The organism is Nocardioides sp. LML1-1-1.1 (assembly GCF_040676175.1).
Taxonomy (GTDB): Bacteria; Actinomycetota; Actinomycetes; order Propionibacteriales; family Nocardioidaceae; genus Nocardioides.
In genome coordinates this window covers 38,529-65,231 of the sequence record NZ_JBEGHK010000003.1, presented here as the reverse complement: position 1 = coordinate 65,231, position 26,703 = coordinate 38,529, and the positions used below count along the sequence as shown (strand labels likewise).

At 74.9% G+C, this 26,703-nt stretch carries 27 protein-coding genes, 1 pseudogene and 2 riboswitches; of the genes and pseudogenes, 18 read left to right on the top strand and 10 right to left on the bottom strand.

Annotated features, from left to right (window positions below):
- Window positions 1–4 precede the first annotated feature (4 nt).
- Window positions 5–67: riboswitch (guanidine-III (ykkC-III) riboswitch) on the top strand.
- Between the two features lie 12 nt (window positions 68–79).
- The gene (locus MRBLML1_RS11350; protein WP_364515810.1) at window positions 80–394 is read left to right on the top strand and encodes a DMT family transporter; all 315 of its coding nucleotides are present in this window, start codon (window positions 80–82) and stop codon (window positions 392–394) included.
- On the opposite strand, the gene MRBLML1_RS11345 is transcribed toward MRBLML1_RS11350, so the two are convergent.
- From MRBLML1_RS11345 to MRBLML1_RS11335, 3 genes are read right to left on the bottom strand one after another with little or no spacing between them, the layout of a single operon-like run.
- Window positions 378–911, bottom strand: coding sequence for a 2'-5' RNA ligase family protein (locus MRBLML1_RS11345; RefSeq protein ID WP_364515808.1), 534 nt, complete (start codon window positions 909–911; stop codon window positions 378–380). The genes MRBLML1_RS11350 and MRBLML1_RS11345 overlap by 17 nt on opposite strands.
- A gap of 3 nt (window positions 912–914) precedes the next feature.
- Complete coding sequence (locus MRBLML1_RS11340; protein WP_364515806.1) at window positions 915–1,682, bottom strand: amino acid ABC transporter ATP-binding protein; 768 nt, start codon at window positions 1,680–1,682, stop codon at window positions 915–917.
- Complete coding sequence (locus MRBLML1_RS11335) at window positions 1,679–3,133, bottom strand: ABC transporter substrate-binding protein/permease (protein ID WP_364515804.1); 1,455 nt, start codon at window positions 3,131–3,133, stop codon at window positions 1,679–1,681. The genes MRBLML1_RS11340 and MRBLML1_RS11335 overlap by 4 nt, the downstream gene beginning before the upstream one ends.
- Window positions 3,134–3,266: 133 nt before the next feature.
- Between MRBLML1_RS11335 and cobT the strand changes: the two genes are divergently transcribed.
- Window positions 3,267–4,301 (top strand): nicotinate-nucleotide--dimethylbenzimidazole phosphoribosyltransferase, encoded by a 1,035-nt coding sequence (gene cobT / locus MRBLML1_RS11330; protein WP_364515802.1) that lies wholly within the window; start codon window positions 3,267–3,269, stop codon window positions 4,299–4,301.
- On the top strand, window positions 4,298–5,041 hold the full coding sequence (locus MRBLML1_RS11325) for an adenosylcobinamide-GDP ribazoletransferase (RefSeq protein ID WP_364515800.1): 744 nt from the start codon (window positions 4,298–4,300) through the stop codon (window positions 5,039–5,041). Before cobT ends, MRBLML1_RS11325 begins: the two co-directional genes overlap by 4 nt.
- Here the strand turns inward: MRBLML1_RS11325 and cobU are convergent.
- A complete protein-coding gene (cobU, locus tag MRBLML1_RS11320; RefSeq protein WP_364515798.1) occupies window positions 5,038–5,559 on the bottom strand; it encodes a bifunctional adenosylcobinamide kinase/adenosylcobinamide-phosphate guanylyltransferase in 522 nt (173 codons plus the stop codon). The genes MRBLML1_RS11325 and cobU overlap by 4 nt on opposite strands.
- Window positions 5,556–6,989 (bottom strand): RNB domain-containing ribonuclease, encoded by a 1,434-nt coding sequence (locus tag MRBLML1_RS11315; protein ID WP_364515796.1) that lies wholly within the window; start codon window positions 6,987–6,989, stop codon window positions 5,556–5,558. Before MRBLML1_RS11315 ends, cobU begins: the two co-directional genes overlap by 4 nt.
- 23 nt (window positions 6,990–7,012) lie before the next feature.
- Between MRBLML1_RS11315 and yaaA the strand changes: the two genes are divergently transcribed.
- Window positions 7,013–7,792 carry a peroxide stress protein YaaA gene (gene yaaA, locus MRBLML1_RS11310; RefSeq protein ID WP_364515794.1) on the top strand — a complete coding sequence of 260 codons (780 nt, stop codon included), beginning with the start codon at window positions 7,013–7,015 and terminating at the stop codon, window positions 7,790–7,792.
- A 75-nt stretch (window positions 7,793–7,867) separates the two neighbouring features.
- Here yaaA and MRBLML1_RS11305 read toward each other — a convergent pair whose 3' ends face one another.
- From MRBLML1_RS11305 to MRBLML1_RS11295, 3 genes are read right to left on the bottom strand one after another with little or no spacing between them, the layout of a single operon-like run.
- Complete coding sequence (locus MRBLML1_RS11305) at window positions 7,868–9,025, bottom strand: bifunctional RNase H/acid phosphatase (RefSeq protein WP_364515792.1); 1,158 nt, start codon at window positions 9,023–9,025, stop codon at window positions 7,868–7,870.
- A complete protein-coding gene (locus MRBLML1_RS11300) occupies window positions 9,022–9,765 on the bottom strand; it encodes a zinc ribbon domain-containing protein (protein WP_364515790.1) in 744 nt (247 codons plus the stop codon). The genes MRBLML1_RS11305 and MRBLML1_RS11300 overlap by 4 nt, the downstream gene beginning before the upstream one ends.
- On the bottom strand, window positions 9,762–10,883 hold the full coding sequence (locus tag MRBLML1_RS11295) for a Nif3-like dinuclear metal center hexameric protein (protein WP_364515788.1): 1,122 nt from the start codon (window positions 10,881–10,883) through the stop codon (window positions 9,762–9,764). The genes MRBLML1_RS11300 and MRBLML1_RS11295 overlap by 4 nt, the downstream gene beginning before the upstream one ends.
- Window positions 10,884–10,906: 23 nt before the next feature.
- A riboswitch (cobalamin riboswitch) is annotated at window positions 10,907–11,090 on the top strand.
- Between the two features lie 55 nt (window positions 11,091–11,145).
- On the opposite strand from MRBLML1_RS11295, the gene MRBLML1_RS11290 reads away from it, so the two are divergent.
- The 9 genes and pseudogenes from MRBLML1_RS11290 to MRBLML1_RS11250 all read left to right on the top strand — a co-directional run bounded on the left by MRBLML1_RS11290 (window position 11,146) and on the right by MRBLML1_RS11250 (window position 21,655).
- The gene (locus tag MRBLML1_RS11290; protein WP_364515786.1) at window positions 11,146–11,991 is read left to right on the top strand and encodes a nitrite reductase; all 846 of its coding nucleotides are present in this window, start codon (window positions 11,146–11,148) and stop codon (window positions 11,989–11,991) included.
- Window positions 11,988–12,653 carry a precorrin-8X methylmutase gene (locus MRBLML1_RS11285; protein WP_364515784.1) on the top strand — a complete coding sequence of 222 codons (666 nt, stop codon included), beginning with the start codon at window positions 11,988–11,990 and terminating at the stop codon, window positions 12,651–12,653. The genes MRBLML1_RS11290 and MRBLML1_RS11285 overlap by 4 nt, the downstream gene beginning before the upstream one ends.
- Window positions 12,650–14,170: a precorrin-3B C(17)-methyltransferase gene (cobJ, locus tag MRBLML1_RS11280; protein ID WP_364515782.1), complete on the top strand. Its 1,521-nt coding sequence runs from the start codon at window positions 12,650–12,652 to the stop codon at window positions 14,168–14,170. The genes MRBLML1_RS11285 and cobJ overlap by 4 nt, the downstream gene beginning before the upstream one ends.
- Complete coding sequence (gene cbiE / locus MRBLML1_RS11275) at window positions 14,158–15,375, top strand: precorrin-6y C5,15-methyltransferase (decarboxylating) subunit CbiE (RefSeq protein ID WP_364515780.1); 1,218 nt, start codon at window positions 14,158–14,160, stop codon at window positions 15,373–15,375. The genes cobJ and cbiE overlap by 13 nt, the downstream gene beginning before the upstream one ends.
- Entirely contained in the window at window positions 15,372–16,139 is a 768-nt protein-coding gene (locus MRBLML1_RS11270; RefSeq protein ID WP_364515778.1) for a cobalt-precorrin-4/precorrin-4 C(11)-methyltransferase, read from the top strand. The genes cbiE and MRBLML1_RS11270 overlap by 4 nt, the downstream gene beginning before the upstream one ends.
- Window positions 16,136–18,094: a VWA domain-containing protein gene (locus MRBLML1_RS11265; RefSeq protein WP_364515776.1), complete on the top strand. Its 1,959-nt coding sequence runs from the start codon at window positions 16,136–16,138 to the stop codon at window positions 18,092–18,094. Before MRBLML1_RS11270 ends, MRBLML1_RS11265 begins: the two co-directional genes overlap by 4 nt.
- A complete protein-coding gene (gene bluB / locus MRBLML1_RS11260; protein WP_364515774.1) occupies window positions 18,091–18,723 on the top strand; it encodes a 5,6-dimethylbenzimidazole synthase in 633 nt (210 codons plus the stop codon). Before MRBLML1_RS11265 ends, bluB begins: the two co-directional genes overlap by 4 nt.
- A complete protein-coding gene (gene cobO, locus MRBLML1_RS11255; protein WP_364515772.1) occupies window positions 18,716–19,312 on the top strand; it encodes a cob(I)yrinic acid a,c-diamide adenosyltransferase in 597 nt (198 codons plus the stop codon). Before bluB ends, cobO begins: the two co-directional genes overlap by 8 nt.
- Window positions 19,306–21,655, top strand: a pseudogene (locus tag MRBLML1_RS11250) (cobyrinate a,c-diamide synthase). The gene cobO and the pseudogene MRBLML1_RS11250 overlap by 7 nt, the downstream one beginning before the upstream one ends.
- On the opposite strand, the gene MRBLML1_RS11245 reads toward MRBLML1_RS11250, so the two are convergent.
- Window positions 21,603–22,280, bottom strand: a complete 678-nt coding sequence (locus MRBLML1_RS11245) for a GOLPH3/VPS74 family protein (RefSeq protein ID WP_364515770.1) — start codon at window positions 22,278–22,280, stop codon at window positions 21,603–21,605. The pseudogene MRBLML1_RS11250 and the gene MRBLML1_RS11245 overlap by 53 nt on opposite strands.
- Window positions 22,281–22,491: 211 nt before the next feature.
- Here MRBLML1_RS11245 and MRBLML1_RS11240 point away from each other — a divergent pair, with 211 nt between their 5' ends.
- Genes MRBLML1_RS11240 through MRBLML1_RS11225 form a run of 4 tightly spaced genes read left to right on the top strand, consistent with a single transcriptional unit; the run spans window position 22,492 to window position 25,343 of the window.
- The gene (locus MRBLML1_RS11240; RefSeq protein WP_364515768.1) at window positions 22,492–22,707 is read left to right on the top strand and encodes a CbtB-domain containing protein; all 216 of its coding nucleotides are present in this window, start codon (window positions 22,492–22,494) and stop codon (window positions 22,705–22,707) included.
- A gap of 9 nt (window positions 22,708–22,716) precedes the next feature.
- Window positions 22,717–23,538 (top strand): CbtA family protein, encoded by an 822-nt coding sequence (locus MRBLML1_RS11235; RefSeq protein WP_364515766.1) that lies wholly within the window; start codon window positions 22,717–22,719, stop codon window positions 23,536–23,538.
- Window positions 23,535–24,434: a cobalamin biosynthesis protein gene (locus MRBLML1_RS11230; protein ID WP_364517285.1), complete on the top strand. Its 900-nt coding sequence runs from the start codon at window positions 23,535–23,537 to the stop codon at window positions 24,432–24,434. The genes MRBLML1_RS11235 and MRBLML1_RS11230 overlap by 4 nt, the downstream gene beginning before the upstream one ends.
- A gap of 21 nt (window positions 24,435–24,455) precedes the next feature.
- Window positions 24,456–25,343, top strand: coding sequence for an SDR family NAD(P)-dependent oxidoreductase (locus MRBLML1_RS11225; protein WP_364515764.1), 888 nt, complete (start codon window positions 24,456–24,458; stop codon window positions 25,341–25,343).
- 3 nt (window positions 25,344–25,346) lie between these two features.
- Here the strand turns inward: MRBLML1_RS11225 and MRBLML1_RS11220 are convergent, their stop codons facing one another.
- Window positions 25,347–25,715 carry a winged helix-turn-helix transcriptional regulator gene (locus MRBLML1_RS11220; protein ID WP_364515762.1) on the bottom strand — a complete coding sequence of 123 codons (369 nt, stop codon included), beginning with the start codon at window positions 25,713–25,715 and terminating at the stop codon, window positions 25,347–25,349.
- A 102-nt stretch (window positions 25,716–25,817) separates the two neighbouring features.
- On the opposite strand from MRBLML1_RS11220, the gene MRBLML1_RS11215 reads away from it, so the two are divergent.
- Window positions 25,818–26,666, top strand: coding sequence for an SDR family oxidoreductase (locus tag MRBLML1_RS11215; protein ID WP_364515760.1), 849 nt, complete (start codon window positions 25,818–25,820; stop codon window positions 26,664–26,666).
- The last annotated feature ends 37 nt before the right edge of the window (window positions 26,667–26,703 follow it).

Genomic DNA, 26,703 nt, shown 5'->3' with positions numbered 1-26,703 from the left:
CGGGGCACAGCCCCAGCGAGGCTGCCGGACGAGGGAGCCGTACCCGGACTGCGACAAGACGGCCACGGAGGTGGCGGTCATGGCGTGGTTGGCGCTGGTGGTGTCCGGTGGGCTCGAGGCGGTGTGGGCGACCGCGCTCAGCCGCAGCGAAGGCTTCTCCAAGCTCGGTCCGAGCATCCTCTTCGTGGTCGCCGTGGTGGCGAGCATGGTCGGCCTGGGCTACGCGATGCGCACCCTCCCGGTCGGTACGGCGTACGCGGTCTGGGTGGGCATCGGGGCAGCACTCACGGTGCTGATCGCCATGGTGTCCGGCGAGGAGCCGGTGAGCGTGCTGCGGATCGCCCTGATCCTCGGGCTCGTCGGGTGCGTGGTCGGCCTCAAGCTCGCCCACTGAGCGGTCCGCCGAGCGGCCAGCGCGCGAGCACCCGGCAGTCCCCCTCGTCGTACCGGTGCAGCTCCAGGCGCTCGGCCCGGCAGGTGGCAGGCAGCAGCGTCCCCAGCGAGGCCCGCACCGAGGCGGCCGACACCGCCGCCGAGGCCTGGTCGAGGGTGAGGTGGGGCACCGGGTCCGGGAAGGCGCCGGCGTAGGGCGGGTGCTCGGGGAAGCGCGCCCAGAGGGCCGCGGTGAGCGCCGCGAAGGGTGCGGCGGGCGCCGGGACCAGGTGCAGCAAGCCGTCGGCGAAGGCCTCGACCGTCGAGAGCATGAACTCGAACGGCGCGGCCGCGGCGGCGATCTTCGCGACCGCCGCGAGGTCGTCGGCGCTGGGCTCCGCCGCCCACGGCGCGAGCACCGTGACGTGGGCGTGGGTGAAGGACGGGTCGCGGGAGACCCAGGTGGGCGCGTAGTGCTCCCACCGCTCCCGCACCCACGGCTCCAGCAGCGGCACCGGGACGAGCAGGACGGTGTGCACGGCTCAGCCGGGGTCGAGGATCCGGCGCAGGAACTGGCGGGCCCGGTCGGTCTCGGGTGCGTCGATGACCTGCTCCGGGCGCCCGGACTCGGCGATCACTCCCCCGTCGAGGAAGAGCACCTGGTCGGCGACCTTGCGGGCGAACGGGATCTCGTGGGTGACGATCACCATCGTCCAGCCCTGTCCGGCGAGGTCGCGGACCACCGCGAGCACCTCGCCGACGAGCTCGGGGTCGAGCGAGGAGGTGGGCTCGTCGAGCAGCACCACCTCCGGCTTCAGGGCGAGCGCGCGGGCGATGCCGACCCGCTGCTGCTGACCGCCGGAGAGCTCGAACGGGTGGGCGTCGGCGCGGTCGGCGAGGCCGACCTGCTCCAGCAGGACACGGGCGTCGGCGACCGCCTCCTCGCGCGGGCGTCGCTGGGCGACGACCGGACCCTCGACCAGGTTCTCCAGCACGGTCTTGTGCGGGAACAGCTCGTGGGACTGGAAGACGAAGCCGCTCTGCGCGCGCAGTCGGACGACGTCGCGCTGGCCGGCCTTGCCGGGCGGGAGCGCGGCGAAGTCGACCTCGACGTCGCCGATCCCGACCACACCGGCGTCCGGCCGGTCCAGCACCGCGAGCGAGCGCAGCACCGTGGTCTTGCCGGAGCCCGAGGGACCGAGCAGCACGGTCGTCGTACCGCTCGCGGCCTCGAAGCCGATGTCGCGCAGCACCTCGCGCTCGCCGAAGGACTTGGCGAGCCCGCGGACGCGGATGTCGCTGGTCGTCATGAAACGTACCTGTCGAGTCGGGTCTCGAGCCGGTTCTGCGCGGCCGAGAGCAAGGTGCAGATGATCCAGTAGTACAGGCCCGCGAAGGCGTAGAGCAGCAGGAACTCGTTGGTCCGCCCGGCCGCCACCTGGGTCACCCGGAACAGGTCGGTGAGCAGCAGCACCGAGGCCAGCGAGGTGTCCTTGGTCAACGAGAGCAGCGAGTTCGACAGCGGCGGTACGGCGGTGCGCAGCGCCTGCGGGAACACGATCCGGCGCAGCGTCTGCCGGTAGTCCAGCCCGATCGTGAGCGCGGCCTCGAACTGGCCCTTGGGCACGGCGAGGATGGCGGCACGGACGGTCTCGGCGGCGTACCCGGCGACGTTGAGGCTGAACGCCGCGACGGCCGCGGGGAACTTGTCGAAGGTGAGCCCGATCTCGGGCAGCCCGTAGAACACGATGAACAGCTGCAGCAGCAGAGGCGTGCCGCGGATGACGGAGATGAACACCCGCGCCGGGACCGACAGCAGCCGGCTGGCGGAGATCCTGGCGAGCGCCACGACGACGGCGAGCGCCAGCCCGATCGCGAAGCTGATCAGGGTGAGCGGGATGGTGATCCGGACCAGTCCCTTGAAGATCGGCCAGGCCTCGTCGCGCAGGGTGTCCCACTTCGAGGAGCGCTCGCGGCTGCCGGTGAGGTCGGTGACCTGGTCGGCGCCGCCCTCGACGGAGACGTCGGCCTTGAAGTACTTCTCGGAGATCTTCCTCAGCGTGCCGTCGGCCTTCAGCGCGGCGAGCGCGTCGTTGGCCTCGGCGAGCAGCGCCGGGTCGCTCTGCCGGAACGCCAGCACCTGCCGGTTGGACTGGCCCTCGGCGACGCCGGCGATCTTGACGTCCTTCGAGCCGGTGCTGGCGAGGTAGTCGAGCGCGGCGATGTTGTCGTTGACGATGGCGTCCACCCGGCCCTGCGCGACCAGCGCCGCGGCCTGGGCGAAGCCCTCGACGGCCTCGATCCTGGCGCCGGCGCCGCGGGCGACCTCGGCCCAGTTGCTCGTGGAGGACTGCGCGGTGGTCTTGCCCTTCAGGTCCGCGAGCGTGGTGATGTCGTCCTCGTCGCTGCGGGTGACGATGACGCCCTCGGAGTAGGTGTACGGCGAGGAGAGGCCGTACTTCGCCGCCCGCTCCTCGTTCCACGACACCTGGTTGGCGATCACGTCGATCCGGCCGGAGTCGAGCGCGGGGAAGATCGCGTCCCACTGCGTCTCGACGAACTCCAGCTGCCAGCCGGCCTTCTCCGCCACGGCCTTGACGACCTCGATGTCGTAGCCGGTGACGTCCGGCGAGCCGGACTCGTGGAAGGAGAACGGCGGGTAGGTGCCCTCGGTGCCGACCTTGACGACCCGGCCGTCGTCCTCGGCCCCCGCCGGGGCCGGGAGCAGCGTCAGGCAGCACAGCACCAGACCCAGCAGCACGGGCAGTCCCCTGGTCCACCGCCGCTGTCGTGACCCTCGTCGTCGCATGTGCCCTCTCCTCGGCTCGTCCGGACGACCAGCGACCTTATATGAGTCGTTCGGTGGACTTTGGTTCGCGGTAGCGTGCGGCCCCATGAACGCCATCGTCGCGCCCGATCCCGCCGTACGGAACGCCGCCGCCGAGCGACTCGCCGGGCTGGCGACGCCCGCCGGTGCGCTGGGCCGGCTCGGCGAGCTCGGCGTGTGGGTCGCGGCCACCCAGGGGCAGTGCCCGCCCGCGCCGCTGGAAGACGTGCGGCTGGTGATCTTCGCCGGTGACCACGGCGTCGCCCAGCACGGCGTCTCGGCCTATCCCCCGGCGATCACGCCGGCCATGGTGCGCACCTTCGTGCTCGGCAAGGCCGGGGTCTCGGCGCTCGCCGCGGCCCACGGCGTCAGCGTGCGGGTGCTCGACATCGGCGTGGACGACGACCTCGAGGGCGTGCCGGCCGACGTCACCGCCCACAAGGTACGACGCGGCTCCGGCGCCCTGCACCTGGAGGACGCGCTCACCGCCGAGGAGACGGCGCGGGCCCTGGAGACCGGCCGCGCGGTGGCCCGCGAGGAGATCACCGCGGGCGCCCAGCTCCTGCTCTCGGGCGACATGGGCATCGGCAACACCACCCCGGCCTCGGCACTGGTCGCCGCCGCGCTCGGCCTCCCGGCCGTCGAGGTGACCGGCCGCGGCACCGGTGTCGACGACACCGCCCTGCTGCACAAGCAGGCCCTCGTCCAGCAGGCGCTCGACCGGGCCGGCGCGCGTCTCGACGACCCGTTCGAGACCCTGCAGGCGGTGGGCAGCGCGGACCTGGCGGCCACCGTCGGCTACCTCGTCGAGGCGGCCGAGCAGGGCGTCCCGGTGCTGCTCGACGGGCTGATGTCGGTGGCCTGCGCCCTGACCGCCGAGCGGATGGCGCCGGGCGCCTCCGCCTGGTTCGCGGCCGGCCACCGCTCGACCGAGCCGGCCCAGTCCCTGGCGCTGGAGAAGCTCGGCCTGGAGCCGGTCCTGGACCTCGGGCTGCGCCTGGGCGAGGGCTCGGGCGCGGTCGCCGCCGTACCGGTGCTGCGCTCGGCGGTCGCCCTCCTGCGCGACGTCGCGCTGCTCGCCGACCTGATGCCGCCGCAGTGAACGTCGCCGTCGGGGGCCGCAGCCTGCGGCTCGCGATCGGGATGCTGACGGCGCTGCGCGTGCCGCCCGTGCTGACGGTGACACCGGGGGTCGCCACGGGGGCGCTGCTCCTCGCGCCCCTGGCGGTGCTCCCCCTGGGCGCCCTGGTGGCCGGAGTGGTGTGGGGTGGCCAGGAGCTGGACCTGCCACCGCTCGCCGTCGCCTTCGCCGCGCTCGCCCTGCTCGCCGTCGGCAGCCGGGCGCTGCACCTCGACGGGCTCTCCGACGTCGCGGACGGGCTGACGTCGTCGTACGACCGGGAGCGCTCGCTCACCGTGATGAAGTCCGGCACGGCGGGTCCGGCGGGCGCGGCAGCCCTGGTCCTCGTGCTCGGCGCCCAGGCCGCGGGCCTGGCGGGAACGGAGCCCTGGGTGGCCGGTGCCGCGGTGTGCGCCTCGCGGGCGGCGCTGTGGATCACCTGCTGCAGGCTCGCGCCGCCGGCCCGCGAGGACGGGCTGGGCGTGACCTTCACCCGGCGGGTCCCGGTCCTGGTCGCGCTGCTCGGCTGGGCCGCGCTCGCCGGGCTGGCCGTCCTCGTCGACCCGGTCCGGGGGCCGGTGACGGTGGCGGTCACGGGGTCACTCGTGGCGGCGCTGACCTGGCACACCGTCCGGCGCTTCGGGGGCGTCACCGGCGACGTGTTCGGCGCCGCGATCGAGATCGCCCTCGCGGCTCTGCTCGTCGGTGCCGCGGGCCTCTAGAGACGCAGCACGCGGCCGGCGACGACCAGGTGCACCTCGTCGCACGCCTCGGCGACCCGCTGGTTGACCGTGCCGAGCAGGTCGCGGAACAGCCGCCCCGACCGCTCGACCGGTACGACGCCGAGCCCCACCTCGTTCGTCACCAGCACCACCGGCACGGTGGCGCCCGCGAGGGCCGCGGCGATCGCGTCCACCTGGGCGAGGACGTGCCCCTCGACCTCGCCGACCGGCGCCTCCCACATCCCGGCCGCGTCGACCACCGCGGTCAGCCAGGTGCCGAGGCAGTCGACGAGCACCGGGCCGTTCGCCGCGGCGAGCACGCCGGCCACGTCCTGGGTCTCCGCCGTGCGCCAGGTGGTGGGCCGGCGGGCCTGGTGGGCGGCGATCCGCGCCGCCCAGTCGGCGTCGTCGTAGCGGGGGCCGGCGGCGACGTAGGTGACGTCGGGCGAGTCGGCGAGCAGCGACTCGGCGTGGCGGGACTTGCCGGAGCGGACGCCGCCGGTGACCAGGACCTTCACGCGACCTCGAAGGCGACCTTGCGGGCGGTGACGTCGGCGCTGACCAGGCGGGCGGTGACGTCCTCGCCGAGCGGCAGCGGCTTGGCCGAGCGGACCGGCGCCTCGACGCCGACCTCGGCCAGCATGACCACGCCCTCGCCGGGCGCGTCCTCACGGACGCTGGTGACGACGCCCGCGAAGTCCTGGCCGACCCGGTCGGCGAGGATCGCGGCCTCCAGCAGGTCGAGCACCGCGCGCTCGTAGGAGCCGGCGCGCCGTCCGGACTCCTGCAGCTCCTTCGGCAGGCCCGGCAGCGCGGCCTTCACCCAGTCCGGCACGGGGGTGCCGGCGCAGATCGCGACGCACACCTCGCCGGCGTACCGGTCGCCGAGGCGGCGCAACGGAGCGGTGACGTGGGCGTACTCCGCGGCGATCGCGGAGTGCCGGGTCTGCTCGGGGAGCTCGCCGTCGAAGGCTGCGTAGCCGCTGCCGCGCAGCAGCCGGGTGCAGGCCACGACCATCGCCTGGTGGGCGGGCTTCGAGGGGTCGAGCGAGCGGATGAACGCCGGGTAGTCGAGGTCGTCGGGCCAGGAGATCCGCAGGCCCTTGGCGACCCGGCGCAGGCGGGCGACGTCGCGTGGGTCGGCGGGCGGCAGCGTCCGGAGCAGGCCGATCTTCGCGCCGACCATCAGCGAGGCGGCGCCGATGCCGGTGAGCAGCGAGATCTGCGCGTTCCACTGCTCCACCGGGAGCTGCTGGCGGAACACCAGGCGGAAGCCGCCGTCGGCCTCGTCGACCTCCTGCTCCGGCAGCGGGAGCGAGACACCGCCGCGGTCGACCTCCTGCTGCTCGCGCAGCCTGCCCACCTCCCGCAGCAGCACCAGCACGTCGCCGGCGGTGCCGTCGTCGAGCGCCTCCTGCGCCTCGACGTAGGACCAGCGAGCGGTGGAGCGGACCTTGGCCCGCTCGACCGAGACCTTGCCCAGGGCGCCGGCGGCGTCGACCTCGATGGTCCACAGCAGCGCCGGGCGGACCTGCTCGGGCAGCAGCGAGGCGGCGTCCTCGGACAGCGCCGGCGGGTGCAGCGGGATGCGGGTGCCGGCGCCGTAGAGCGTCTCCCCGCGCCGATGCGCCTCCTCGTCGACCGGGTCGCCGGGACGGACGAAGGCGGCGACGTCGGCGATGGCGTAGTGGACGACGTACCCGTCGCCCGCCTTCTCGATGTGCACGGCCTGGTCCAGGTCCATCGAGCCCTCGGGGTCGATCGTGATGAACGGCAGGTCGGTCCGGTCGAGGTCCGGGAGCACCGCACCGGCGGCGGCACGCTCGGCGGCGGCCTCGACCTCGGCGGGGAAGCCGTCGGGGAGCTCGAGCTCGCGGGCGATCGCCCGCAGCCCCTCCTGCACCTCCGGAGAGCTCGCCTTGACCCGGACCACGACGTTGCTGGGCATGACCTCGACCCTATCCTTGCCCGGTGCTGATCCTGCTGCCGCCGAGCGAGGGCAAGTCCGTTCCGTCGCGGGGCAAGTCGCTCGATCTCGCCGCGCTCTCCTCCCCCGCGCTGACCGCCGCGCGCACCGAGGTGCTCGACGCGCTGGTCACCCTGTGCCGCGAGGACCCCGACAAGGCGGCCGCCGTGCTCGGCCTGTCCGCCGGGCAGCGCGACCTCGTCGAGCGCAACGCCGACCTGCCGGACGCGCCCACCGCGCGGGCCGACCGCATCTACACCGGCGTCCTGTACGACGCGCTCGACGTCGAGACCCTCTCCGCGGCGGCCAAGCGTCGCGCGACCTCCCGGCTCGGCGTGGCGTCCAGCCTGTTCGGCCTGGTCCGGCTCGGGGACCGCATCCCGTCGTACCGGCTCTCGGGGGACGTCAGCCTGCCCGCCCTCGGCCCGGTGGCCGGGGTCTGGCGCGAGGCGCTGGCGCCGGTGATGGGCGAGGCGATCGGCAAGGGACTGTTCGTGGACCTGCGCTCGGGGATGTACGCCGCCTTCTGGCGGCCCGGGCCCGACCTGGCGAAGCGGACCGCCACGGTCCGGGTGCTGCACGAGCACCAGGGCACCCGCAAGGTGGTCAGCCACTTCAACAAGGCGACCAAGGGCCGGATCGTGCGCGCCCTGCTGGAGGACGGCGCCGACCCGCGCACGCCCGCCGCGCTCGCGAGCACGCTGGAGCGGCTCGGCTGGACCGTCGAGGTGGGCGCGCCGACGAGGACCGGCACCCAGCTCGACGTGGTCGTCAGCGAGCTCTGAGCGCCGTCGTACCGGACGGAATGGTCGTGAGATCGCCTGATCCACGACCATTTCGTCCGGTACGACGGGCGAGAGTCACCAGCGTCCGGTGTCGCGCAACGTGCGGCGGCCGGGCGCGAGCGCGTTGAAGAAGCGCAGCGAGCCACGCCGCTCCCCGGTGCGCGGGTCGGGGTAGAACGCGATCACCGAGACCGCCGCGGGCGCGAGCTCCATCCGGAAGAGCGCGTCGAGCGGCGCCTCCATCACGTGCGCGACGAGGGTCTTGATCGGGGTCACGTGGCTGACCACCACCACCGTCCGGCCGGCGTGCTCGTCGAGCAGCCGGTCGAGCCCGGCGAGCACCCGCTCGCGGACCTCGAGGAAGGACTCACCGCCCGGCGGCGCGACGGCCATGTCGGCGAACCACGCCTCCATCCGCTCCTGGTCGCGCTCGGCGACCTCGGTGAAGGTCATCCCGTCCCACTCGCCGAACTCCATCTCGGCGAAGCCCGGCTCCTCGGTGAGCGGCAGGCCGAGCGCGCTCGCGACCGCCTCCGCCGTCTCGCGGGTACGACGGACCGGGGAGGTCACCACCGCGTCGATGCTCTCCTTCAGCTCGACCAGCCACGCGGCCACCTCGGCCGCCTGCTCGCGGCCCTCCTCCGACAGGGCGGGGTTGTCGCCGCCGAGCCCGCCCGAGAAGCGACGCCCGGTGGTGTGCGGGGTGACGCCGTGGCGGACCAGCACGATCGTGGTCGGCTCCCCCGGACCGGTCGCGGGCGAGGACGCCTCCTCCGCGGCGGACTCCGGAGCGTCGGCGACGCCGTCGCCGGGCAGGCTGACGCCGTCTCGGACGCCGTCGAGCGCCTCGTTCGCCAGCCGGTCGGCGTGGGCGTTCTCGGCGCGCGGGACCCAGGTGTAGGTCGTGCCCTCCGGCGCGATCGCGGCCGCCTCGGCCGCCAGGACCTTCATGTCGGCGTGCTTGATCTTCCAGCGCCCCGACATCTGCTCGACGACGAGCTTGGAGTCCATCCGCACCTCGACGACCGCACCCGGCGCGTGCTCGACGGCGAGCGCGAGGCCGGCGACGAGGCCGGAGTACTCCGCCACGTTGTTGGTCGCCACCCCGATCGTCCGGGCGTCCTCGGCGAGCACGGCGCCGCTCGCGGCGTCACGCAGCACGGCGCCGTACGACGCCGGGCCGGGGTTGCCGCGCGAGCCGCCGTCGGCCTCGACGACGACCCGGCGCGTCACAGCCCGCTCTCGGGCGTGCGGACCAGGATCCGCTGGCACTCCTCGTGCCGGACCACCGTGTCCGCGGACAGCGCCCGGATCTCGGCGAGCTCACCGGCGTCGAGGGCCAACTGGCAGCCGCCGCACTGGCGGGCGCGCAGGGCACCGACGGCGACCCCGCCCTTGCTGGCGCGCAGCCGGTCGTAGAGCGCGAGGAGGTCGGCCGGGATGTCGGCGACGATCGGGTCGCGGCGGGTGCTGACGGCGAGGATCTCGGCGTCCAGCTCTCCGGCCTTCTCGTCGCGCGCGGTGGTCAGCGCGCCCAGCTCGGTGTCGATCTCCTCGAGGGCCGCGGTCAGCTCGGCGAGCGCGGCCTGCGCCTCCTCGAGCTGTTCCATCACCTCCAGCTCCTCGTCCTCCAGGGTGGAGATCCGGCGCTCCAGCGAGGCCAGCTCGTGCTGCATCCGCTCCAGCGCCTTGGGGTCGGCGATGGCACCGGAGTCCATCCGGTCCCGGTCACGCGTACGACGCGCCTTGACCTGCTCCACGTCGGCGTCCGCCTTGGCCTGGGCCGCGGTGAGGTCGTCCACGACGATGCGCTGGTCGCGCAGCCGGCCGTCGACGTCACCGCGGCGACCGAGCAGCTCCTTGATCTGCGCGGCCTGCGGCGGGTTGGCCCGCACGTGCCGGAGCTGGTCGACCTGGGAGTCGAGGGCCTGGAGGTCGAGCAGGCGGAGCTGGGCGGCGGGGTCGGCGTTCACAGGTGCATTGTCCAAGGATCGGTGACGATCTCGCTCACCCGGGTGTCGACCGCGTCGCCGAGGGCGTCGGTCAGGCGTCGCGCGACGACGGGCAGCCAGGTCCACTCGGCCGCCCAGTGGGAGACGTCGACGAGTGCCGGGCCGCCCTTCTCGGTGAACTCCGCGGCCGGGTGGTGGCGCAGGTCGCTGGTGACGTAGGCGTCCACGTCGAGCCCGGCGACCCGGTCGAGCAGGAAGTCGCCGGCGCCGCCGCAGACCGCGACACGTCGTACCGGCCGGTCCGGGTCCCCCGCCACCCGTACGCCGGCCGCCGTGGTCGGCAGCGCGGCCGAGATGGTGCCCGCGAGCTCGGCGAGGGTCACCTGGGGAAGGCTGCCGATCCGGCCGGTGCCGGTGGCGGCGAGCCCGGGGTCGGCGACCTCGACGACGTCGTAGGCCGGCTCCTCGTAGGGGTGCGCGGCGAGCAGGGCGCGGACCACCTCGCCGCGGACCGCACGGTCGAGGACCACCTCGATCCGCACCTCCTCGACGGTCGCCAGCTCACCGACGGTGCCGACCATCGGCTCCGCGCCCTCCAGCGGGCGGAACCGGCCCTCGCCGGGCGCGCTGGTGAACGAGGCGAAGTCGTAGTCGCCGATCCGGCCGGCACCGGCCTCGGCCATCGCGGCCCGCACGGGCGCGGCGGCGTCGGCGGGCACGAAGACGGTGACCTTGTCGCGCGGACCGCCAGGCGCGGGGAGGATCGGGGCGAGGTCGGTGAGCCCGATCGCCAGGGCGAGCGCCTCCGAGACCCCGCCCACGGCCTGGTCGGCGTTCGTGTGCGCGGTCAGCAGCGCCGTACCGGCCTTGGTCAGGGTGTGCAGGGTGCGCCCCTTGGGCGTGGTCGCCGCGACGCCGTGCACCGGCTTGAGGAAGAGCGGGTGGTGCACGACGAGCAGGTCGGCCTTCCAGTCGGCGGCCTCCTCGGCGACCGCCGGCGTCGGGTCGACGGCGAGCAGCACCTTCTTCACCGGCTGGGCCGGGTCGCCGGCGACGAGGCCGACGGCGTCCCAGGAGTCGGCGGTGGCCGGTGGGTACCAGCCGTGGACCAGGTCGACGACGTCCTCGAGCGCGGGCATGTCGGCCAGGCTAGCGGGGCCGTTGGTAGTGTGCGGCTGCCAGTCGACCTCCCCGGAGGTCAGGGAACCCGGTGCGAGTCCGGGACTGACGCGCAGCGGTGTGGGTGACGGGCGGAGCACGACGTCACTGGACCCTCCGGGGCCTGGGAAGACGCTCCGCACCGGATGATCCCGAGTCCGAAGACCTGCTGGCCCTTGCGACGTACCGCTCGCGAGGTCGTGAGGGGAGATCGCGAGGATCCCCGGCCTCGAAGGACCACACATGGCGCGCAGCCGACCGGACCGGTGCCCGGGCATCGTGCACCCGTGGCCGGCCGACGACGGTGGCCTGGTGCGGATCCGGGTCCCCGGCGGCCGAGTGGCGCTCTCCGCGCTGCGCGCGCTGGCGGAGGTCGCCGCCGAGTACGGTGACGGCCGGGTCCGGCTGACCGGCCGCGCGAACCTGCAGGTCCGGGCGATGCCGCTGACCGGCGACCGTCTCGCCGACGAGGCACTGGCCGCGCTGGAGGCGACCGGGTTGCTCCCCTCACGTGCCCACGACCGGGTCCGCAACGTGCTGGCCTCCCCCCAGACCGGGTACGCCGGCGGCCGCGCCGACCTGGGCCCGGTGGTGGCCGCGCTCGATGCGCTGCTGCTCGGCGACGAGGGGCTGGCCGGCCTGCCGGGCCGCTTCCTGTTCACCCTCGACGACGGCCGCGGCGACCTCGCCGACCGGCACAAGGACCTCGGCCTGGTCGCGCTCGACCGCGAGAGCGCCCAGCTCCGCGTCGGCGAGGGCTGGGGCGAGGTCGTCGCGCTGGCCGAGGCCGCGGACGCGCTCGCCGGTCTCGCCCGCGCCTTCCTGTCCGCCCGCGGCACCGGTCCGGCCGCGGCCTGGCACGTGGACGAGCTGCCCGCTCCCCTGGCGCCGGCCCGCGCTCCGGAGCCCGGCGCGGACGTCCGCGGCGAGCCGCTGCCGTTCGGCCCGGTGGCCGGCGGCGAGCACGTGCCGGTCGGCGAGGACGGGCTGACGTCCGCCGACCTCGCCGGCTGGCGAGCCGAGACCGTCGTCGTGACCCCGTGGCACGGCGTCCTGATCCCCGAGCCGTCCCCCGAGGAGACCTCATGACCGACCTGACCGCTCCCCCGCGTCGGTACGACTACATCGCCGACGGGCCGGCGATCTACGTCGACTCCTTCGCCACGATCCGCCGCGAGTCGGACCTGTCCGGGGTTCCGGCGGACGCGGAGAAGGTCGCCGTCCGGATGATCCACGGCAGCGGCCAGACCGACCTGGTCCGCGACCTCGTCGTCCACCCCCGGCTGGCCGAGGCCGGCCGTGCCGCGCTCGCCGCGGGCGCGCCGATCCTCTGCGACGCCCGGATGGTCGCGATGGGCATCACCGCCGGCCGCCTGCCCGCGGACAACCCGGTGCACTGCTTCCTCACCGACGAGCGGGTCCCCGCGCTGGCGGAGCAGTGGTCGACCACGCGCACCGCGGCGGCGGTCTCGCTGTGGACGCCGTACCTCGACGGCGCCGTCGTCGCGATCGGCAACGCTCCGACCGCGCTCTTCCACCTGCTGGAGATGATCCTCGACGGCGCGCCGCGCCCGGCCGCGATCGTCGGCTGCCCGGTCGGCTTCATCGGGGCCGCGGAGTCCAAGGACGCACTGGCCGCCTTCGCCGACGAGCACGGCATCGACATCCCGTTCGTCACCGTCCGTGGTCGCCGTGGCGGCTCGGCCATGGCATCGTCGGCCGTCAACGCGCTCGCCCAGGAGGCGGAATGACCGGGCAGTTCCACGTCGTCGGCATCGGTCCCGGCGACCCCGAGCTGATCACCCGCAAGGCGGAGCGCCTCATCGGCGCCGCGGCGGTCGTGGCCTTCCACGCCGGCGTCCGCAAGGACTCCCACGCCCGCAGGATCGCGGCGCACCTGATCCCGGCGGACGCCGTGGAGGAGGAGCTGCGCTACCCGGTCACGACCGGCACCACCGACCACCCCGGCGGGTACGTCGGCGCGCTGGCCGACTTCTACGACGACTGCGAGGCGCGGCTGGCCGTCCACCTCGACGCCGGCCGCGACGTGGTCCTGCTGGCCGAGGGCGACCCGCTGTTCTACGGCTCCTCGATGTACCTCCTCGACCGCTTCCGCGACCGCTTCCCGGTCGACGTCGTGCCGGGGGTGCCCGCCTTCGCCGCCGCGACCGCGACCGTGCCCGCGCCGCTGGTGCGCCAGGACGACGTGCTCACGGTGCTCCCCGGCACGCTGCCCGAGCCCGAGCTGGCCCGCCGCCTCGCCGACACCGACGGCGCGGTCATCATGAAGCTCGGCCGCACCTTCCCCGCCGTCCGCTCCGCGCTGGAGCAGGCCGGCCGGCTCGACGGCGCGCTCTACGTCGAGCGTGCCTCCCAGCCCGAGGAGCGCTGGCTGCCGGTCGCCGAGGTGGATGCCGACTCGGTCCCCTACTTCTCGCTGATCGTGGTCCCCGGCGACTCCGCGCGCCCCTCGTCGGCCGCGCGGCTGCGCACCGGCACGGAGGTCGCGGCCGAGGTCGCCGCCGTCGAGCCGGACGCCGCCGAGCTGCTCGTGATCGGCCTCGGACCGGGCCCGGACGGCTGGCTGACCCCGGAGGCCTCCGCCGCGCTGGCCGAGGTGTCGCACGTGGTGGGCTACGCGCCGTACGTCAACCGGGTGCCGCAGCGCCCCGGCCTCCAGCGGCACGCCTCGGGCAACACCGTCGAGGTCGACCGGGCCCGGTTCGCGCTCGACCTCGCGCGGCAGGGCGCGAAGGTCGCGGTGGTCTCCGGCGGTGACGCCGGGGTGTTCGGGATGGCATCGGCCGTCTTCGAGGCCGCGGCCGACCCGGCGTACGCCGGCGTGCCGGTGCGGGTCCTGCCCGGCGTGAGCGCGATCCAGGCGGTCGCCGCGCGGGCGGGCGCCCCGATCGGCGCGGACTTCGCGGTGCTGAGCCTGTCCGACCGGCTCAAGCCGTGGGCGGTCGTCGAGCGGCGGCTGCGGCTGGTCGCGGAGGCCGACCTGGTGCTCGGCGTCTACAACCCGGCCTCGCGCTCGCGGCGCGAGCAGGTCGTGGAGATGCAGAAGATCCTGCTCGAGCACCGCTCCCCCGACACGGTCGTGGTCGTGGGCCGCGACGTCGGCCGGGACGAGGAGTCGCTGACGGTCACCACCCTCGGCGGGCTCGACACCGACAGCATCGACATGAAGTGCCTGCTCATCATCGGTGCCTCCGCCACCCGCGCGGAGGCCGACGGCACGGTCTGGACGCCGCGATGGGTGGACTGAGGGTCACCGTCGTCGGCATCGGCGCCGACGGCCACCTCCCTCCGGCCTCGCTCGCGCTGGTCGAGGGCGCCGAGGTGCTGCTCGGCGGCGAGCGGCACCTCGCCCTGGCGCCGCCGGTCGACGGGCAGGTCCGGGCCGCCTGGCCGCGTCCGATGTCGTCGCTCGCCACCTTCCTCGGTGAGCACGACGGGCGCCGGGTCGTCGCGCTGGCCTCCGGCGACCCCCTGGTGTCCGGCATCGGTACGACGCTCGTCCGCCTGCTCGGGCCCGACGCCGTCGAGGTGGTGCCCGCGGTCTCCTCCGTCGCGCTCGCCCGGGCCCGGATGCGCTGGTCCGCGGAGGAATCGACGGTCGTCTCGCTCGTGGGCCGGGACGTGGCGGCGCTGCGGCGCGAGCTGGCCGCCGGCGCCCGGCTGCTGGTGCTGTCGTCGGACGAGCGCACGCCCCTGGCCGTGGCCGAGCTGCTCGACACCGACGGCTTCGACGACGCCAGGATGACCGTGCTCGGCGACCTCGGCACGCCGCAGGAGTCGCGGTACACCGGGATCCCCTCCGACCTCGGCGCGTGGACCGGTCCCCAGCCCCGCCTCAACGTGATCGCGGTCGAGGTGCCCACCGCCGAGGACGACACCAACACCTGGGCCACCGGCATCGACGACGGCCTCTTCGAGCACGACGGACAGCTCACCAAGCGCGACGTCCGCGCCAGCGCGCTCTCCCGGCTCGCCCCGCGTCCTGGCCACCTGCTCTGGGACGTCGGCGCGGGCGCCGGCTCCGTCGGCATCGAGTGGCTGCGTGCCCACCCGCGCACCTCCGCGGTGGCGGTCGAGGCGGACCCCGAGCGGGCGGAGCGGGTGGCACGCAACGCCGCGACCCTCGGCGTACCCCGCCTGGAGGTCGTGATCGGCCGCGCGCCCGACGCTCTCGCCGACCTGCCGACGCCGCACGCGGTCTTCGTCGGCGGCGGCGCCACCGCCCCCGGCCTGCTCGACCTGTGCCGGGAGCACCTGGCGCCCAACGGCCGGCTGGTCGCGCACGGGGTGACCCTGGAGACCGAGGCACTGCTCGTCGAGGCGTTCCACGCCCACGGCGGTGAGCTGACCCGGTTGTCCGTGGAGCACGTGACCCCGCTGGGCGGGCGGTTCACCGGATGGACGCCGGCCCGCGCGGTCGTGCAGTGGTCCTGGACCAAGGAGTCCCGATGACCGTGCACTTCGTGGGAGCCGGGCCCGGCGCCGCCGACCTGATCACGCTGCGCGCCGCGGCCCTGCTCGGCAGCGCGGACGTGGTGCTCTACCCCGGCACCTACCTCGACGCCGCGGTGCTCTCGCACTGCCGCCCCGCGACCCGGCTCGTCGACACCCAGGAGCTCGACCTCGACCGGATCACGGCGGTGCTGGTCGAGGCCGACGCCGCCGGCCAGGACGTCGTCCGGCTGACCTCGGGCGACCCGTCGCTCTACTCCGCCCTCCACGAGCAGACCCGGCGGCTCGACGCGGCCGGGGTCGCGTGGGACGTCACGCCCGGCGTACCGGCCTATGCGGCGGCGGCCGCCACCGTCGGCCGCGAGCTGACCGTGCCGCTCGTCGCGCAGTCGGTGGTGCTGACCCGGACCCAGGCGCGCTCGACGGCCATGCCGGAGGGCGAGTCGCTGGCGGCGTACGCCGCGACCGGGGCGACGCTCGTGCTGCACCTGGCCATCACCCGGACCCGCGCCCTGATGGCCGAGCTCGCCGAGCACTACGGCGACGCCTGCCCGGTCGCGGTCGTCTCCCGGGCCAGCCAGCCCGAGGAGCTGGTGCTGCGCGGCACGGTCGCCACCATCGCCGACCTCGTCGAGGAGGCCGGGCTGAAGCAGGCCGCGGTGATCCTCGTCGGGCCGGCGCTCGCCACCGACGACCAACGCTCGGACGGCGAGTCCTACCTCTACTCCACCGAACGAGTGCAACGGAAGGCACGTCTGCGATGAGCCAGCCCCCTGACAACCCGCACTTCCCGTTCAGCGCGGTCGTCGGCGCCGACGGACCCGACGGCCCCGACCCGATGGCGCTCGCGCTGATCCTGACCACGATCGCGCCCGACGTCGGCGGCGTCCTGGTCCGCGGCGAGAAGGGCACCGCCAAGTCGACCATCGTGCGCGCCCTCGCCGCGGTGCTGCCGCCGGTCGAGGACCGGCCGGTCCCGCTCGTCGAGCTGCCGATCGGCGCCACCGAGGACCGGGTGACCGGCTCGATCAACCTGGAGAGCGCGCTCGCCGAGGGCAAGGCGGAGTACGAGCCCGGGCTGCTGGCCAAGGCCCACCGCGGGATCCTGTACGTTGACGAGGTCAACCTGCTGCACGACCACCTCGTCGACCTGCTCCTCGACGCCGCGGCGATGGGCCGCGCCACCGTCGAGCGCGACGGCGTCTCGATGACCCACGAGGCCCGCTTCGTGCTCGTCGGCACGATGAACCCCGAGGAGGGCGAGCTGCGCCCGCAGCTGCTCGACCGCTTCGGCCTCACCGTCGAGGTCGCCGCGCCGCGCGACCCCGCGCTGCGGGCCGAGGTGGTGCGCCGCCGGATGGCCTACGACGCCGACCCGGCCGGCTTCGCCGCGTCGTACGCCGATGCCGAGGCCGCGCTGCGGGAGCGGATCGCTTCTGCTCAGGACCTGGTCGGGTCGGTCCGGCTCACGGACGCCGCGCTGCTCAAGATCGCCGAGGTGTGCGCGGCCTTCGACGTCGACGGCCTGCGCGCCGACATCGTGACCGCCCGCGCCGCCGTCGCGCACGCCGCCTGGTCCGGTCGCTCGCAGGTGATCCTCGACGACATCCGGGTCGCGGCCACGCTGGCCCTGCCGCACCGGCGCCGGCGCAAGCCCTTCGACGCGCCCGGGCTCGACGAGGACCTGCTCGACCAGGCGCTCGGCGACGACGAGCTGCCGCCGGAGGACCCGACCGATCCCGAGCCCGACCCGGAGCCGGAGGGTCCCGGCCCGGACGGTCCCGACGCGGACGGCCCTGAGCCGGACGGCCACGACGGGACGGCGGAAACTCCCGACTCGACCGGGGAAACTCCCAACTCGACCGGGGAAACCCCCAACTCGACCGGGGAAACCCCCAACTCGACCGACGTGGCGGGCACCGGCGCGACGTACCGGACCCGGCTGCTGGCGGTCCGCGGCGTCGGTGCCGGGACCTCCGGCCGGCGCAGCCGGGCGCGGACCAGCAACGGCCGCCGGGTCGGCGCCGCCGTACCGACCGGTGCCGGAGGGGCCATCCACCTCACCGAGACGATCCGGGCGGCCGCGCCGCACCAGTTCGCCCGCGGCCGGCGAGAGGGCCGGCTGCTGCTGCGGCCGGCGGACCTGCGCGTCGCCGTGCGCGAGGGCCGCGAGTCCAACCTGGTGCTGTTCTGCGTCGACGCGTCCGGCTCGATGGCCGCGCGCAAGCGGATGGAGCAGGTCAAGACCGCCGTGCTGAGCCTGCTGCTCGACGCCTACCAGCGCCGCGACAAGGTCGGCCTGGTCACCTTCCGCGGCGCCGGGGCCGAGGTCGCCCTGCCGCCGACGCACTCGGTCGACGCCGCCGCGCAGCGGCTGGAGGAGCTGCCGGCCGGTGGCCGGACCCCGCTCGCCGAGGGCCTGCTGGAGGCCGCGCACCTGCTCGCCGTCGAGCGCACCCGTGACCCGCTGCGTCGCGCGCTGCTCGTCGTGGTCACCGACGGCCGGGCCACCTCCGGCGCCGACGCCGTCGCCCGCTCCCGTGCCGCCGCGGGCCTGCTCGCGGAGTCCGGCGTCACCACGGTCGTCGTGGACTGCGAGTCCGGGCCGATGCGGATGGGGCTGGCCGCGGTGCTCGCCGAGCACCTCGCCGCCGAGCACGTCCCGATCGGCGAGGTCAGCGCCGAGGACCTGGTCGACGCCGCCCGGCGGGCCGCATGACCGCCACCCTGTACGACGTCATCGAGCGCCGTCGCGACGTCCGCGCCGAGTTCACCGGCGCCCCGGTGGCCGACGACGTCCTGCTGCGGGTCCTCGGCGCCGCCCACCGCGCCCCGAGCGTCGGGATGAGCCAGCCCTGGGACTTCGTGGTCGTCCGCGACCCCGGCCTGCGCGCGGCCTTCCGCGACCACGTCACGACCGAGCGGGACACCTTCGCCGCCAGCCTGCCGCCCGAGCGCCGGGCGACCTTCGACCGGATCAAGGTCGAGGGCATCTGCGAGTCCTCGCTCGGCGTCGTCGTGACGCACAGCCAGTCGCGCGGCGGTCAGCACGTGCTGGGCCGGCACGCGATCGCCGACGCCGGGCTCTACTCCACCGTGCTCGCGATCCAGAACCTCTGGCTCGCCGCCACCGCCGAGGGGCTCGGCCTGGGCTGGGTGTCGTTCTACCGCGAGGACTTCCTGCGCGACCTGCTCGCGATCCCCGCCGACGTCCGCCCGGTCGCGTGGCTGTGCCTCGGCACGGTCAGCCACCTGGAGACGGTGCCCGACCTGGAGCGGCACGGCTGGCGTTCGCGCCGGCCGCTCGCCGACGCGATCCACCACGACCTCTGGAGGGACGATGCCTGAGGGCCAGCCGCTCGTCGTACCGAACGACGGGCTGACGACCCGCCAGCGCCGCAACCGGCCGCTGGTGATGGTGCACACCGGCGACGGCAAGGGAAAGTCGACCGCGGCGTTCGGGCTGGCGCTGCGGGGGTGGAACCAGGGCTGGAGCATCGGGATCTTCCAGTTCGTGAAGTCCGCCAAGTGGCGCCTGGGCGAGCAGACCGCCTTCGAGCACCTGCCGACCGACCGGGGCAGCATCGAGTGGCACAAGATGGGCTCGGGCTGGTCGTGGTCGCGCAAGGCCGGCTCCGAGGAGGACCACGCCGCCGATGCGGCTGAGGGCTGGGCCGAGATCAAGCGCCGGATGGCCGAGGAGACCCACGACCTCTACCTGCTCGACGAGTTCACCTACCCGATCAACTGGGGGTGGGTCGACATCGACGACGTCGTGGAGACGCTCGCGAACCGGCCCGGCCATCAGCACGTCGTCATCACCGGGCGCCGCGCCGACCCGAGGCTGATCGAGGCCGCCGACCTCGTCACCGAGATGACGAAGGTCAAGCACCCGATGGACGTGGGCCAGAAGGGCCAGAAGGGCATCGAGTGGTAGCCCGGATCGTCGTCGCCGCCCCGGCCACCGGCCAGGGCAAGACGACGGTCGCCACCGGCCTGATGGCCGCCCTGCGCGCCGCGGGGCACGAGGTCAGCGGGCACAAGGTCGGCCCGGACTACATCGACCCCGGCTACCACGCGCTGGCCTGTGGCCGGCCGGGCCGCAACCTCGACCCGCACCTGGTCGGCGAGCCGCTCGTCGCTCCCCTGCTGCTGCACGGCGCCCGTGGCGCGGACGTGGCGGTCGTCGAGGGCGTGATGGGCCTGTACGACGGACGGATCGGCGGCGACGGCTTCTCCTCCACCGCCCACGTCGCGACCCTGACCCGCTCACCGGTGGTGCTCGTCGTCGACATCTCCCGCTCCTCGCGCTCCATCGGCGCGCTCGTCCACGGGATGGCGACCTGGGACCCGGACGTCCAGGTGGCGGGCGTGGTCCTGAACCAGGCGGGGTCGGTGAGGCACGCTGAGGAGGTGCGCTCCTCGATCTCGGTCCCGGTGCTGGGCGTCATCCCCCGCGACGCGTCCATCGCGACGCCCTCGCGCCACCTCGGCCTGGTCACCGCCGCCGAGCGCGGCGAGTCCGAGGCCGTCGTCGCCCGGCTGGCCGAGGTCGTCGCCGAGCACGTCGACCTGGACGCGGTGCTGCGCATCGCCCGCTCGGCGCCGGCGCTGGACGTCGAGCCGTGGTCCCCACCAGTGACCTCTTCCGTGTCAAGGAAGCGCGTTGCCGTGGCCGCGGGCCGCGCCTTCACCTTCCAGTACGCCGAGACGGCCGAGCTGCTCGCCGCCCACGGCTGCGACGTCGCCCCCTTCGACCCGGCGCACGACACCGCCCTGCCCGACGGCACGGCCGGTCTCTACCTCGGTGGCGGCTTCCCCGAGGTGCACGCCGCCGACCTGTCGGCCAACACCGCGCTGCTCGGCGAGATCCGCACCGCCGTGCTCGACGGGCTGCCGACGGTCGCCGAGTGCGCGGGCCTGCTCTACCTGTGCCGGACCCTCGACGGCGTCCCGATGGCCGGGGTGCTCGACGCCGACGCCGCGATGACCACCCGGCTCACCCTGCGCTACCCCGAGGCCACCGGCGCGGGCGACAGCCTGCTCACCCGGACCGGGGAGACGGTGACCGGGCACGAGTTCCACCGCACCACGGTGACCCCGGCGAGCACGGGGACGCCGGCCTGGCGGATCGACGGCGACGAGGTGGGCTTCGCCTCGGCGAGCCTGCACGCGTCGTACCTGCACACCCACTGGGCGGGCCACCCGCAGCTCGCCGCCCGCTTCGCCGAGGCGGTGCACCGTGGATGACCCGCTGCGCCACCACGGCGACGTCGAGGCACGCGGCGCGGACCTCGACCTCGCCGTCAACGTCTACGACGGCCCGCGGCCGGCCTGGCTCGACGACGCCCTGCGCGCCTCGCTCGACGAGGTCGGCGCCTACCCGAGCGCGGACCGTGCACGGGCGGCCGTCGCCGCCCACCACGGGCGGCCGGTGGACGGCGTGCTGGTCACCGCCGGTGCGGCGGAGGCGTTCACGCTGGTGGCCCGGCTGCGGGCCTGGCGGCACCCGGTCGTCGTGCACCCGCAGTTCACCGAGCCGCACGCGGCGCTGGAGCAGGCCGGTTGCCGGGTCCGTTCCCTGGTGCTGCCCGAGCCGTACGAGCTCGACCCCGGCCTGGTCCCCGACGACGCCGACCTCGTCGTGCTCGGCAACCCCACCAACCCGACCGGGGTCCTGCACCCCGCGGACGCGATCCGGCCGCTGCTGCGGCGCGGGCGGGTCGTGGTGGTCGACGAGGCGTTCATGGACTGCGTGCCGGGCGAGACCGAGTCGCTGGCCGGCGTACGGCTGCCGGGGCTGGTGGTCGTCCGCTCGCTGACCAAGCACTGGGGCATCCCCGGCATCCGGGCCGGCTACGTCGTCGGCGACGCGCTCGTCGTCGCCGGGCTCGCCCTCAACCAGACCCCCTGGTCGGTCGGCAGCACCGCCGCCGCGGCCGTCGTCGCCTGCACCTCGCCGGAGGCCGTCGTCGAGGGACGGCGCCGGGCCGAGGAGATCCGCGACCGGCGCGACCACCTGGAGAAGGGGCTCGCCGACCTCGGCGTCGAGCACCTTCCGTCGGCGGCGTCCTTCGTCCTGGCCCGGGTGGGGCCCGGCGTCCACGAGGCGCTGCGCGAGCAGGGCATCGCGCTGCGGCGCGCGGACACCTTCCCCGGCCTCGACGGCACCTGGGTGCGGATCGCGGTGCGCGCGCCCGACGTCACCGACCGGCTGCTGGACGCGCTCAGGAGGACGCGGCCCCGCCGCCCGACGCCGCCACCATCGCCGACGCGCTGATCGCCGTCGTCGCCGCGGTCGTCGCCGCCACGACCGCCTGACGCACCGCCGTGCCGGCCCAGTCGCCCTGCACGACCTCCTTGGCCCGTCGTACGGCGGCCCGGCGCTCGTCCTTGGGCACCAGCTTCTTCACCACGTCGCCCGCCTGCAGCAGCGCCACCAGCGGGCCCGTGGTCTCGTCGGGCGCCCCGCCGGCCAGCACTGCACGGACCCGGTCGAGCACCCGGTCGCGGCGCGCGGTGTCGCGCACGTCGTAGCGGGTGACGGGGAAGAGCCCGAGCGCCTTCTCCTTGCGGGCCACCACGGCCTGCTCGGCGACCAGCACGTCGAGCACGTCGTCGCGCACCTTCCTGCCGAGCCTGGGCACCAGGTTGCGCACCCGGGGGTGGCTGCCGGGGCTGATCCGTGCGAGCGCCCGGTCGTGCGGCACGCTGCCGACCGACGTACCGCTCACCAGGGCGGCCTTCGCCCACTTCGGGTCGCCGTCGACGGCGACCCGCTCGGCGAGCACGAGGTCGACGAGCACCGCGCCGCCGAGCACGGGTCCGGTGGCGGTCGAGCCGAGCAGGCTGCGCCCGGTCGCGGGGTCGATGGTGAGCAGGACCAGGTCCGAGGCGATGGTCATGACCCGAGCGTAGGCAGCCTGTCCACGCCCGCGCTCCCCCTGTCCCTCGACCCGCGCCATGCCCTAGGCTCGGCCTGCACGCCCGAGGAAGCCGGTGGGAGTCCGGCACAGTCGCGCTACTGTGACACCGCCCGTGCGGCGGTGGAGTCAGACCCGACGGCCTGCACCCCATCCGTACGACAGGGACGCAGAATCCCTGAGGAGGCTCCACATGTCGCAGACCACCGCCACCCCGTCCGCGGTCGTCACCGTCCCCGTCGTCCCGCTGCTCAAGCTGGGCACCTGGGTCGTCTTCTTCGGCCTGCTCGCGATGCTGGCGATCTTCTTCGTCAGCGCCGACCAGGGCGCGATCTCGCTGCCCGCCGGCAACGCGGTCCACGAGTGGGTGCACGACGCACGCCACCTCCTCGGCTACCCCTGCCACTGAGCCGCGGCCATGACTGCTTCAAGGGACGAGTCTGTCCTCAGCCCGGCCGCCTTCCTGGTCCGCGGCCTCGCCGTCGGCCTGGTGGCCGGCCTGATCGCCTTCGTGGTGGCCTTCGCCTTCGGTGAGCCGTACGTCGACGACGCCATCGGTCTCGAGGAGGCTGCCGCCGCACAGGCACAGGCCGACGAGCCCGCTCACGCCGAGCACGAGCAGGCCGACGAGCAGGACGAGCCCGGCATGGTCGAGGTCTCCCGGGAGAACCAGAAGTCCTGGGGCCTGCTGACCGGCACGCTCGCGATCGGCGCCGCGCTCGGCGGGCTGACCGCGCTCGCGGCCGCCGCCGTGCTGGGCCGCCTCGGTGGGCTCTCGGCCCGCGGGTCGACGGCGCTGGTGGCGCTGCTGGGCTTCGTCGCGGTGGCCCTGGTGCCGTTCGCGAAGTACCCCGCCACGCCGCCCGCCGTCGGCAGCGGCGACACGATCGGCGGCCGGACGGCGTCGTACTTCGGGCTGCTGCTGGTGTCCGTGCTCACCGTCATCGCGGTGGTCGTGCTCGCCAACCGGCTGCTCGGCCGCGTCGACGGCTGGACCGCCGCGCTGGTCGGCGCGGGGATCTACCTCGCCGTGGTGACGGTCGCGGCGCTGCTGCTGCCGACCGTCAACGAGCTCGGCGACTTCCCCGCCGACACGCTCTGGTACTTCCGCCGCTCCTCGCTGATCACCCTCGCCGCCCTGTGGGCGACGATCGGGATCGGGCTGACCGCGCTGATCGGCCGGCTCTACGACCGCGTCGCCGCGGACGCCGAGCGCCGCGCGCTGGCCGCGAGCCTCTGAAGGCACGCGCGGCCGGGCTGCTGCTCGGGTACGCCGCGGATCGGCTCCTCGCCGATCCGCGGCGGCTCCATCCCGTCGCCGGCTTCGGCCAGGTGGCGGCAGCGCTGGAGCGCCGGACCTGGCGCGACGACCGCCCCGCCGGCGCCAGGTACGTCGCGACGCTGGTCGGCGGCGCCGTCGTGCTCGGCGTCGTGGCGGAGCGCGCCCTCCCCCGCACCCTCGCCACCGCGGCCGCGACCTGGGTGGTGCTCGGCGGCACCTCCCTGGACCGCGAGGCCGCCGAGGTCTCCCGGCTCCTGGCGGTGGGTGACCTCCCTGCCGCGCGGCGGCAGCTCACCCACCTCGTCGGCCGGGACACCTCGCGGCTCGACGAGGCCGAGGTGGTCCGGGCGACCCTGGAGTCGCTCGCGGAGAACACCTCCGACGCCGTCGTCGCTCCCCTCGTCTGGGGCGCGGTCGCCGGGGTCCCGGGCCTGCTCGGCTACCGCGCGGCCAACACCCTGGACGCGATGGTCGGGCACCGCAGCCCGCGCCACGAGCGCTTCGGCTGGGCGGCGGCGCGCTTCGACGACCTCGTCAACCTGCCCGGCTCCCGGCTGAGCGCGGCCCTGGCGGTCGCCCTGGGGCCCGACCGCGCGGGCGCGGTGCGCGCCTGGCGGCGCGACGCCGCCGGGCACCCCAGCCCGAACGCCGGGCCGGTGGAGGCGGCGTTCGCGGGCGCGCTCGGCGTACGGCTGGGCGGGACGAACGACTACGCCGGACGGATCGAGCACCGCGCCGTGCTCGGCGACGGGCCGCCGCCGGACCGCGCCGCCCTGGACCGGGCGCGGACCCTGGCGAGCCGAGTCGGCATCGGTGCGGCGCTCGTCGCGGCAGTCGTCGCCACCCGCTCCTGACCGATCGGTTAGTTTGTCGCCATGAGCACCCTCGGACTCCTCACCCGCACCCCGCGCGCCGCCGTGGCGCGTGCGGTCCGCACCGTCACCGGCGGCGCGAGCCCGCTCGCCGGGCGCACCGTGCTGATCACCGGCGCCTCCTCCGGCATCGGCGAGGCGACCGCGCACGCCGCCGCCCGGCGCGGCGCGGTCGTGCTGCTCGTCGCTCGCCGCGAGGCCGAGCTGGCGCGTGTGCGCGCGGCGATCACGGCCGAGGGCGGCACCGCGCACACCTACGTCGCCGACCTCACCGACCACGACTCGATCGACGCGCTCGTGGCCCGGGTGCTCGCCGACCACCGGGCGGTCGACTACCTCGTCAACAACGCCGGCCACTCGATCCGCCGTTCGCTGGTGCTCACCCAGGACCGCTTCCACGACTTCGAGCGGATGATGGCGGTCAACTACTTCGGCCCGGTGCGGCTCACGATGGGCCTGCTGCCGGCGATGCGTGCGCAGGGCTTCGGGCACGTGGTCAACATCGTCACCTGGGGCAACCAGATCCGGGCGCCCAAGTTCGCGCCGTACATCGCCGCGAAGTCCGCGCTCGACGTCTTCGGCCGGATCCTCGGGCGGGAGATGTTCTTCGAGAACATCACCTGCACCAACATGCGGGTGCAGATCGTGCGCACGCCGATGATCGGCCCCACCACGGCGTACGACGGCCGGGGCGAGTCGCCCGAGCACTGCGCCGAGCGCGTGGTGCGTGCCCTGGAGGACCGGCCGATCACGGTCGACGGGGCGTTCGGCACCTTCTACGCCGCGTTCAACGTGGTCACCCCGCGGCTGGCGGACCTGGTGATGGCCGTGGCCCACCGCCGCGAGCCGGACTCGGCGGCCGCCCGCGCCTCGGTCACCGCGGCCGGCTGACGCTCAGGACGCCGCCGGGGCACCGATGATGTCGTCGGCGTTGCGCCCGACCCAGCGCAGCAGCGGGACCAGCACCTCGGCGAGCTCCTCTCCGAGCGGGGTCAGGCTGTAGTCGACCCGCGGCGGCATCACCGGCTGCTGCTCGCGGTGGACCAGGCCGTCGGCCTCCAGGGTGCGCAGGGTCTGGGCGAGCATCTTCTCGCTGACGCCCTCGGCCCGGCGGCGCAGCTCGCTCCAGCGCTGGGTGCCGTCGGTGAGCGAGACCAGCACCAGCACGCCCCACTTGCTCATCACGTGGTCGAGCAGCACCCGGCTGGAGCAGGCCGCCGGGAAGACGCCGCCGGGGTAGGTCTCGAAGATGCTTTCCGCCACGGAAGTACCTTACTTCAAAGTGCGTACTAACTCTCGGGAAGTAACTCACCGACCACCCCGTTGACGACGGACGTACCCGCTCATCCCCCGGAAGGACATCCCATGACCACCGTCGTCACCGGCGCCACCGGCCAGCTCGGCCGCCTCGTCGTCCCCGCCCTGCTCGCGAAGGGCGTCCCCGCCACCGACATCGTCGCGCTCGGCCGCGACGAGGCCCGCCTCGCCGACCTCGCCGCCCTCGGTGTCACCACCCGCAAGGTCGACTACACCGACGCCGAGGCCGTCACCGAGGCGCTCGCCGGCGCCGACCGCGTGCTGCTCATCTCCGGCAGCGAGGTCGGCCAGCGCCTGCCGCAGCACCAGAACGTCATCGACGCGGCCAAGGCCGCCGGGGTGAGCCTGCTCGCCTACACCAGCATCCCGCACGCCGACACCAACGGCATGCAGCTGGCCGCCGAGCACCGCGCCACCGAGGAGGCCATCACCGCCTCCGGCCTGCCGTCGTCCTTCCTGCGCAACAGCTGGTACGTCGAGAACTACAGCGGCCAGCTCGACACCTACCGCGAGCACGGCACCGTCCTCGGCGCCGCCGGCGACGGCAAGGTCAGCCCCGCGACCCGCGCCGACCTCGCCGAGGCCGCAGCGGCCGTCCTGGTCGCCGAGCAGCCGAAGCCCGTCTACGAGCTCGGCGGCGCCGCGGTCACCCTGACCGAGCTGGCCGCCACCGTCAGCGAGGTCCTCGGGCAGCCGGTGACCTACACCGACGTGCCGGCCGAGGAGCTGCGCAAGGTCCTCGTCGGCGCCGGCCTGCCCGAGCCGTACGCCGCCGTCCTCGCCGACGCCGACCTCGGCCTGTGCCGCGGCGAGCTCGAGGTCGACACCGACGACCTGGAGTCCCTGCTCGGCCGCCCGGCGACCTCGCTCGCCGACGGGCTGCGCGCGGCGCTCTGAGGCGACGGTCACCCGTGTGCTCCTCGCCGGTCGCGGG

Coding starts and splice junctions, on each gene's coding strand:
- MRBLML1_RS11265 (WP_364515776.1), top strand. CDS start 16,136: ATGAGCCAGCCCCCTGACAACCCGCACTTCCCGTTCAGCGCGGTCGTC.
- MRBLML1_RS11350 (WP_364515810.1), top strand. CDS start 80: ATGGCGTGGTTGGCGCTGGTGGTGTCCGGTGGGCTCGAGGCGGTGTGG.
- MRBLML1_RS11290 (WP_364515786.1), top strand. CDS start 11,146: ATGGCGCGCAGCCGACCGGACCGGTGCCCGGGCATCGTGCACCCGTGG.
- MRBLML1_RS11225 (WP_364515764.1), top strand. CDS start 24,456: ATGAGCACCCTCGGACTCCTCACCCGCACCCCGCGCGCCGCCGTGGCG.
- MRBLML1_RS11235 (WP_364515766.1), top strand. CDS start 22,717: ATGACTGCTTCAAGGGACGAGTCTGTCCTCAGCCCGGCCGCCTTCCTG.
- cobJ (WP_364515782.1), top strand. CDS start 12,650: ATGACCGGGCAGTTCCACGTCGTCGGCATCGGTCCCGGCGACCCCGAG.
- bluB (WP_364515774.1), top strand. CDS start 18,091: ATGACCGCCACCCTGTACGACGTCATCGAGCGCCGTCGCGACGTCCGC.
- MRBLML1_RS11295 (WP_364515788.1), bottom strand. CDS start 10,883: ATGCCCGCGCTCGAGGACGTCGTCGACCTGGTCCACGGCTGGTACCCA.
- MRBLML1_RS11340 (WP_364515806.1), bottom strand. CDS start 1,682: ATGACGACCAGCGACATCCGCGTCCGCGGGCTCGCCAAGTCCTTCGGC.
- MRBLML1_RS11240 (WP_364515768.1), top strand. CDS start 22,492: ATGTCGCAGACCACCGCCACCCCGTCCGCGGTCGTCACCGTCCCCGTC.
- MRBLML1_RS11315 (WP_364515796.1), bottom strand. CDS start 6,989: ATGCCCAGCAACGTCGTGGTCCGGGTCAAGGCGAGCTCTCCGGAGGTG.
- MRBLML1_RS11245 (WP_364515770.1), bottom strand. CDS start 22,280: ATGACCATCGCCTCGGACCTGGTCCTGCTCACCATCGACCCCGCGACC.
- MRBLML1_RS11270 (WP_364515778.1), top strand. CDS start 15,372: ATGACCGTGCACTTCGTGGGAGCCGGGCCCGGCGCCGCCGACCTGATC.
- cobT (WP_364515802.1), top strand. CDS start 3,267: ATGAACGCCATCGTCGCGCCCGATCCCGCCGTACGGAACGCCGCCGCC.
- MRBLML1_RS11285 (WP_364515784.1), top strand. CDS start 11,988: ATGACCGACCTGACCGCTCCCCCGCGTCGGTACGACTACATCGCCGAC.
- cbiE (WP_364515780.1), top strand. CDS start 14,158: ATGGGTGGACTGAGGGTCACCGTCGTCGGCATCGGCGCCGACGGCCAC.
- MRBLML1_RS11215 (WP_364515760.1), top strand. CDS start 25,818: ATGACCACCGTCGTCACCGGCGCCACCGGCCAGCTCGGCCGCCTCGTC.
- cobO (WP_364515772.1), top strand. CDS start 18,716: ATGCCTGAGGGCCAGCCGCTCGTCGTACCGAACGACGGGCTGACGACC.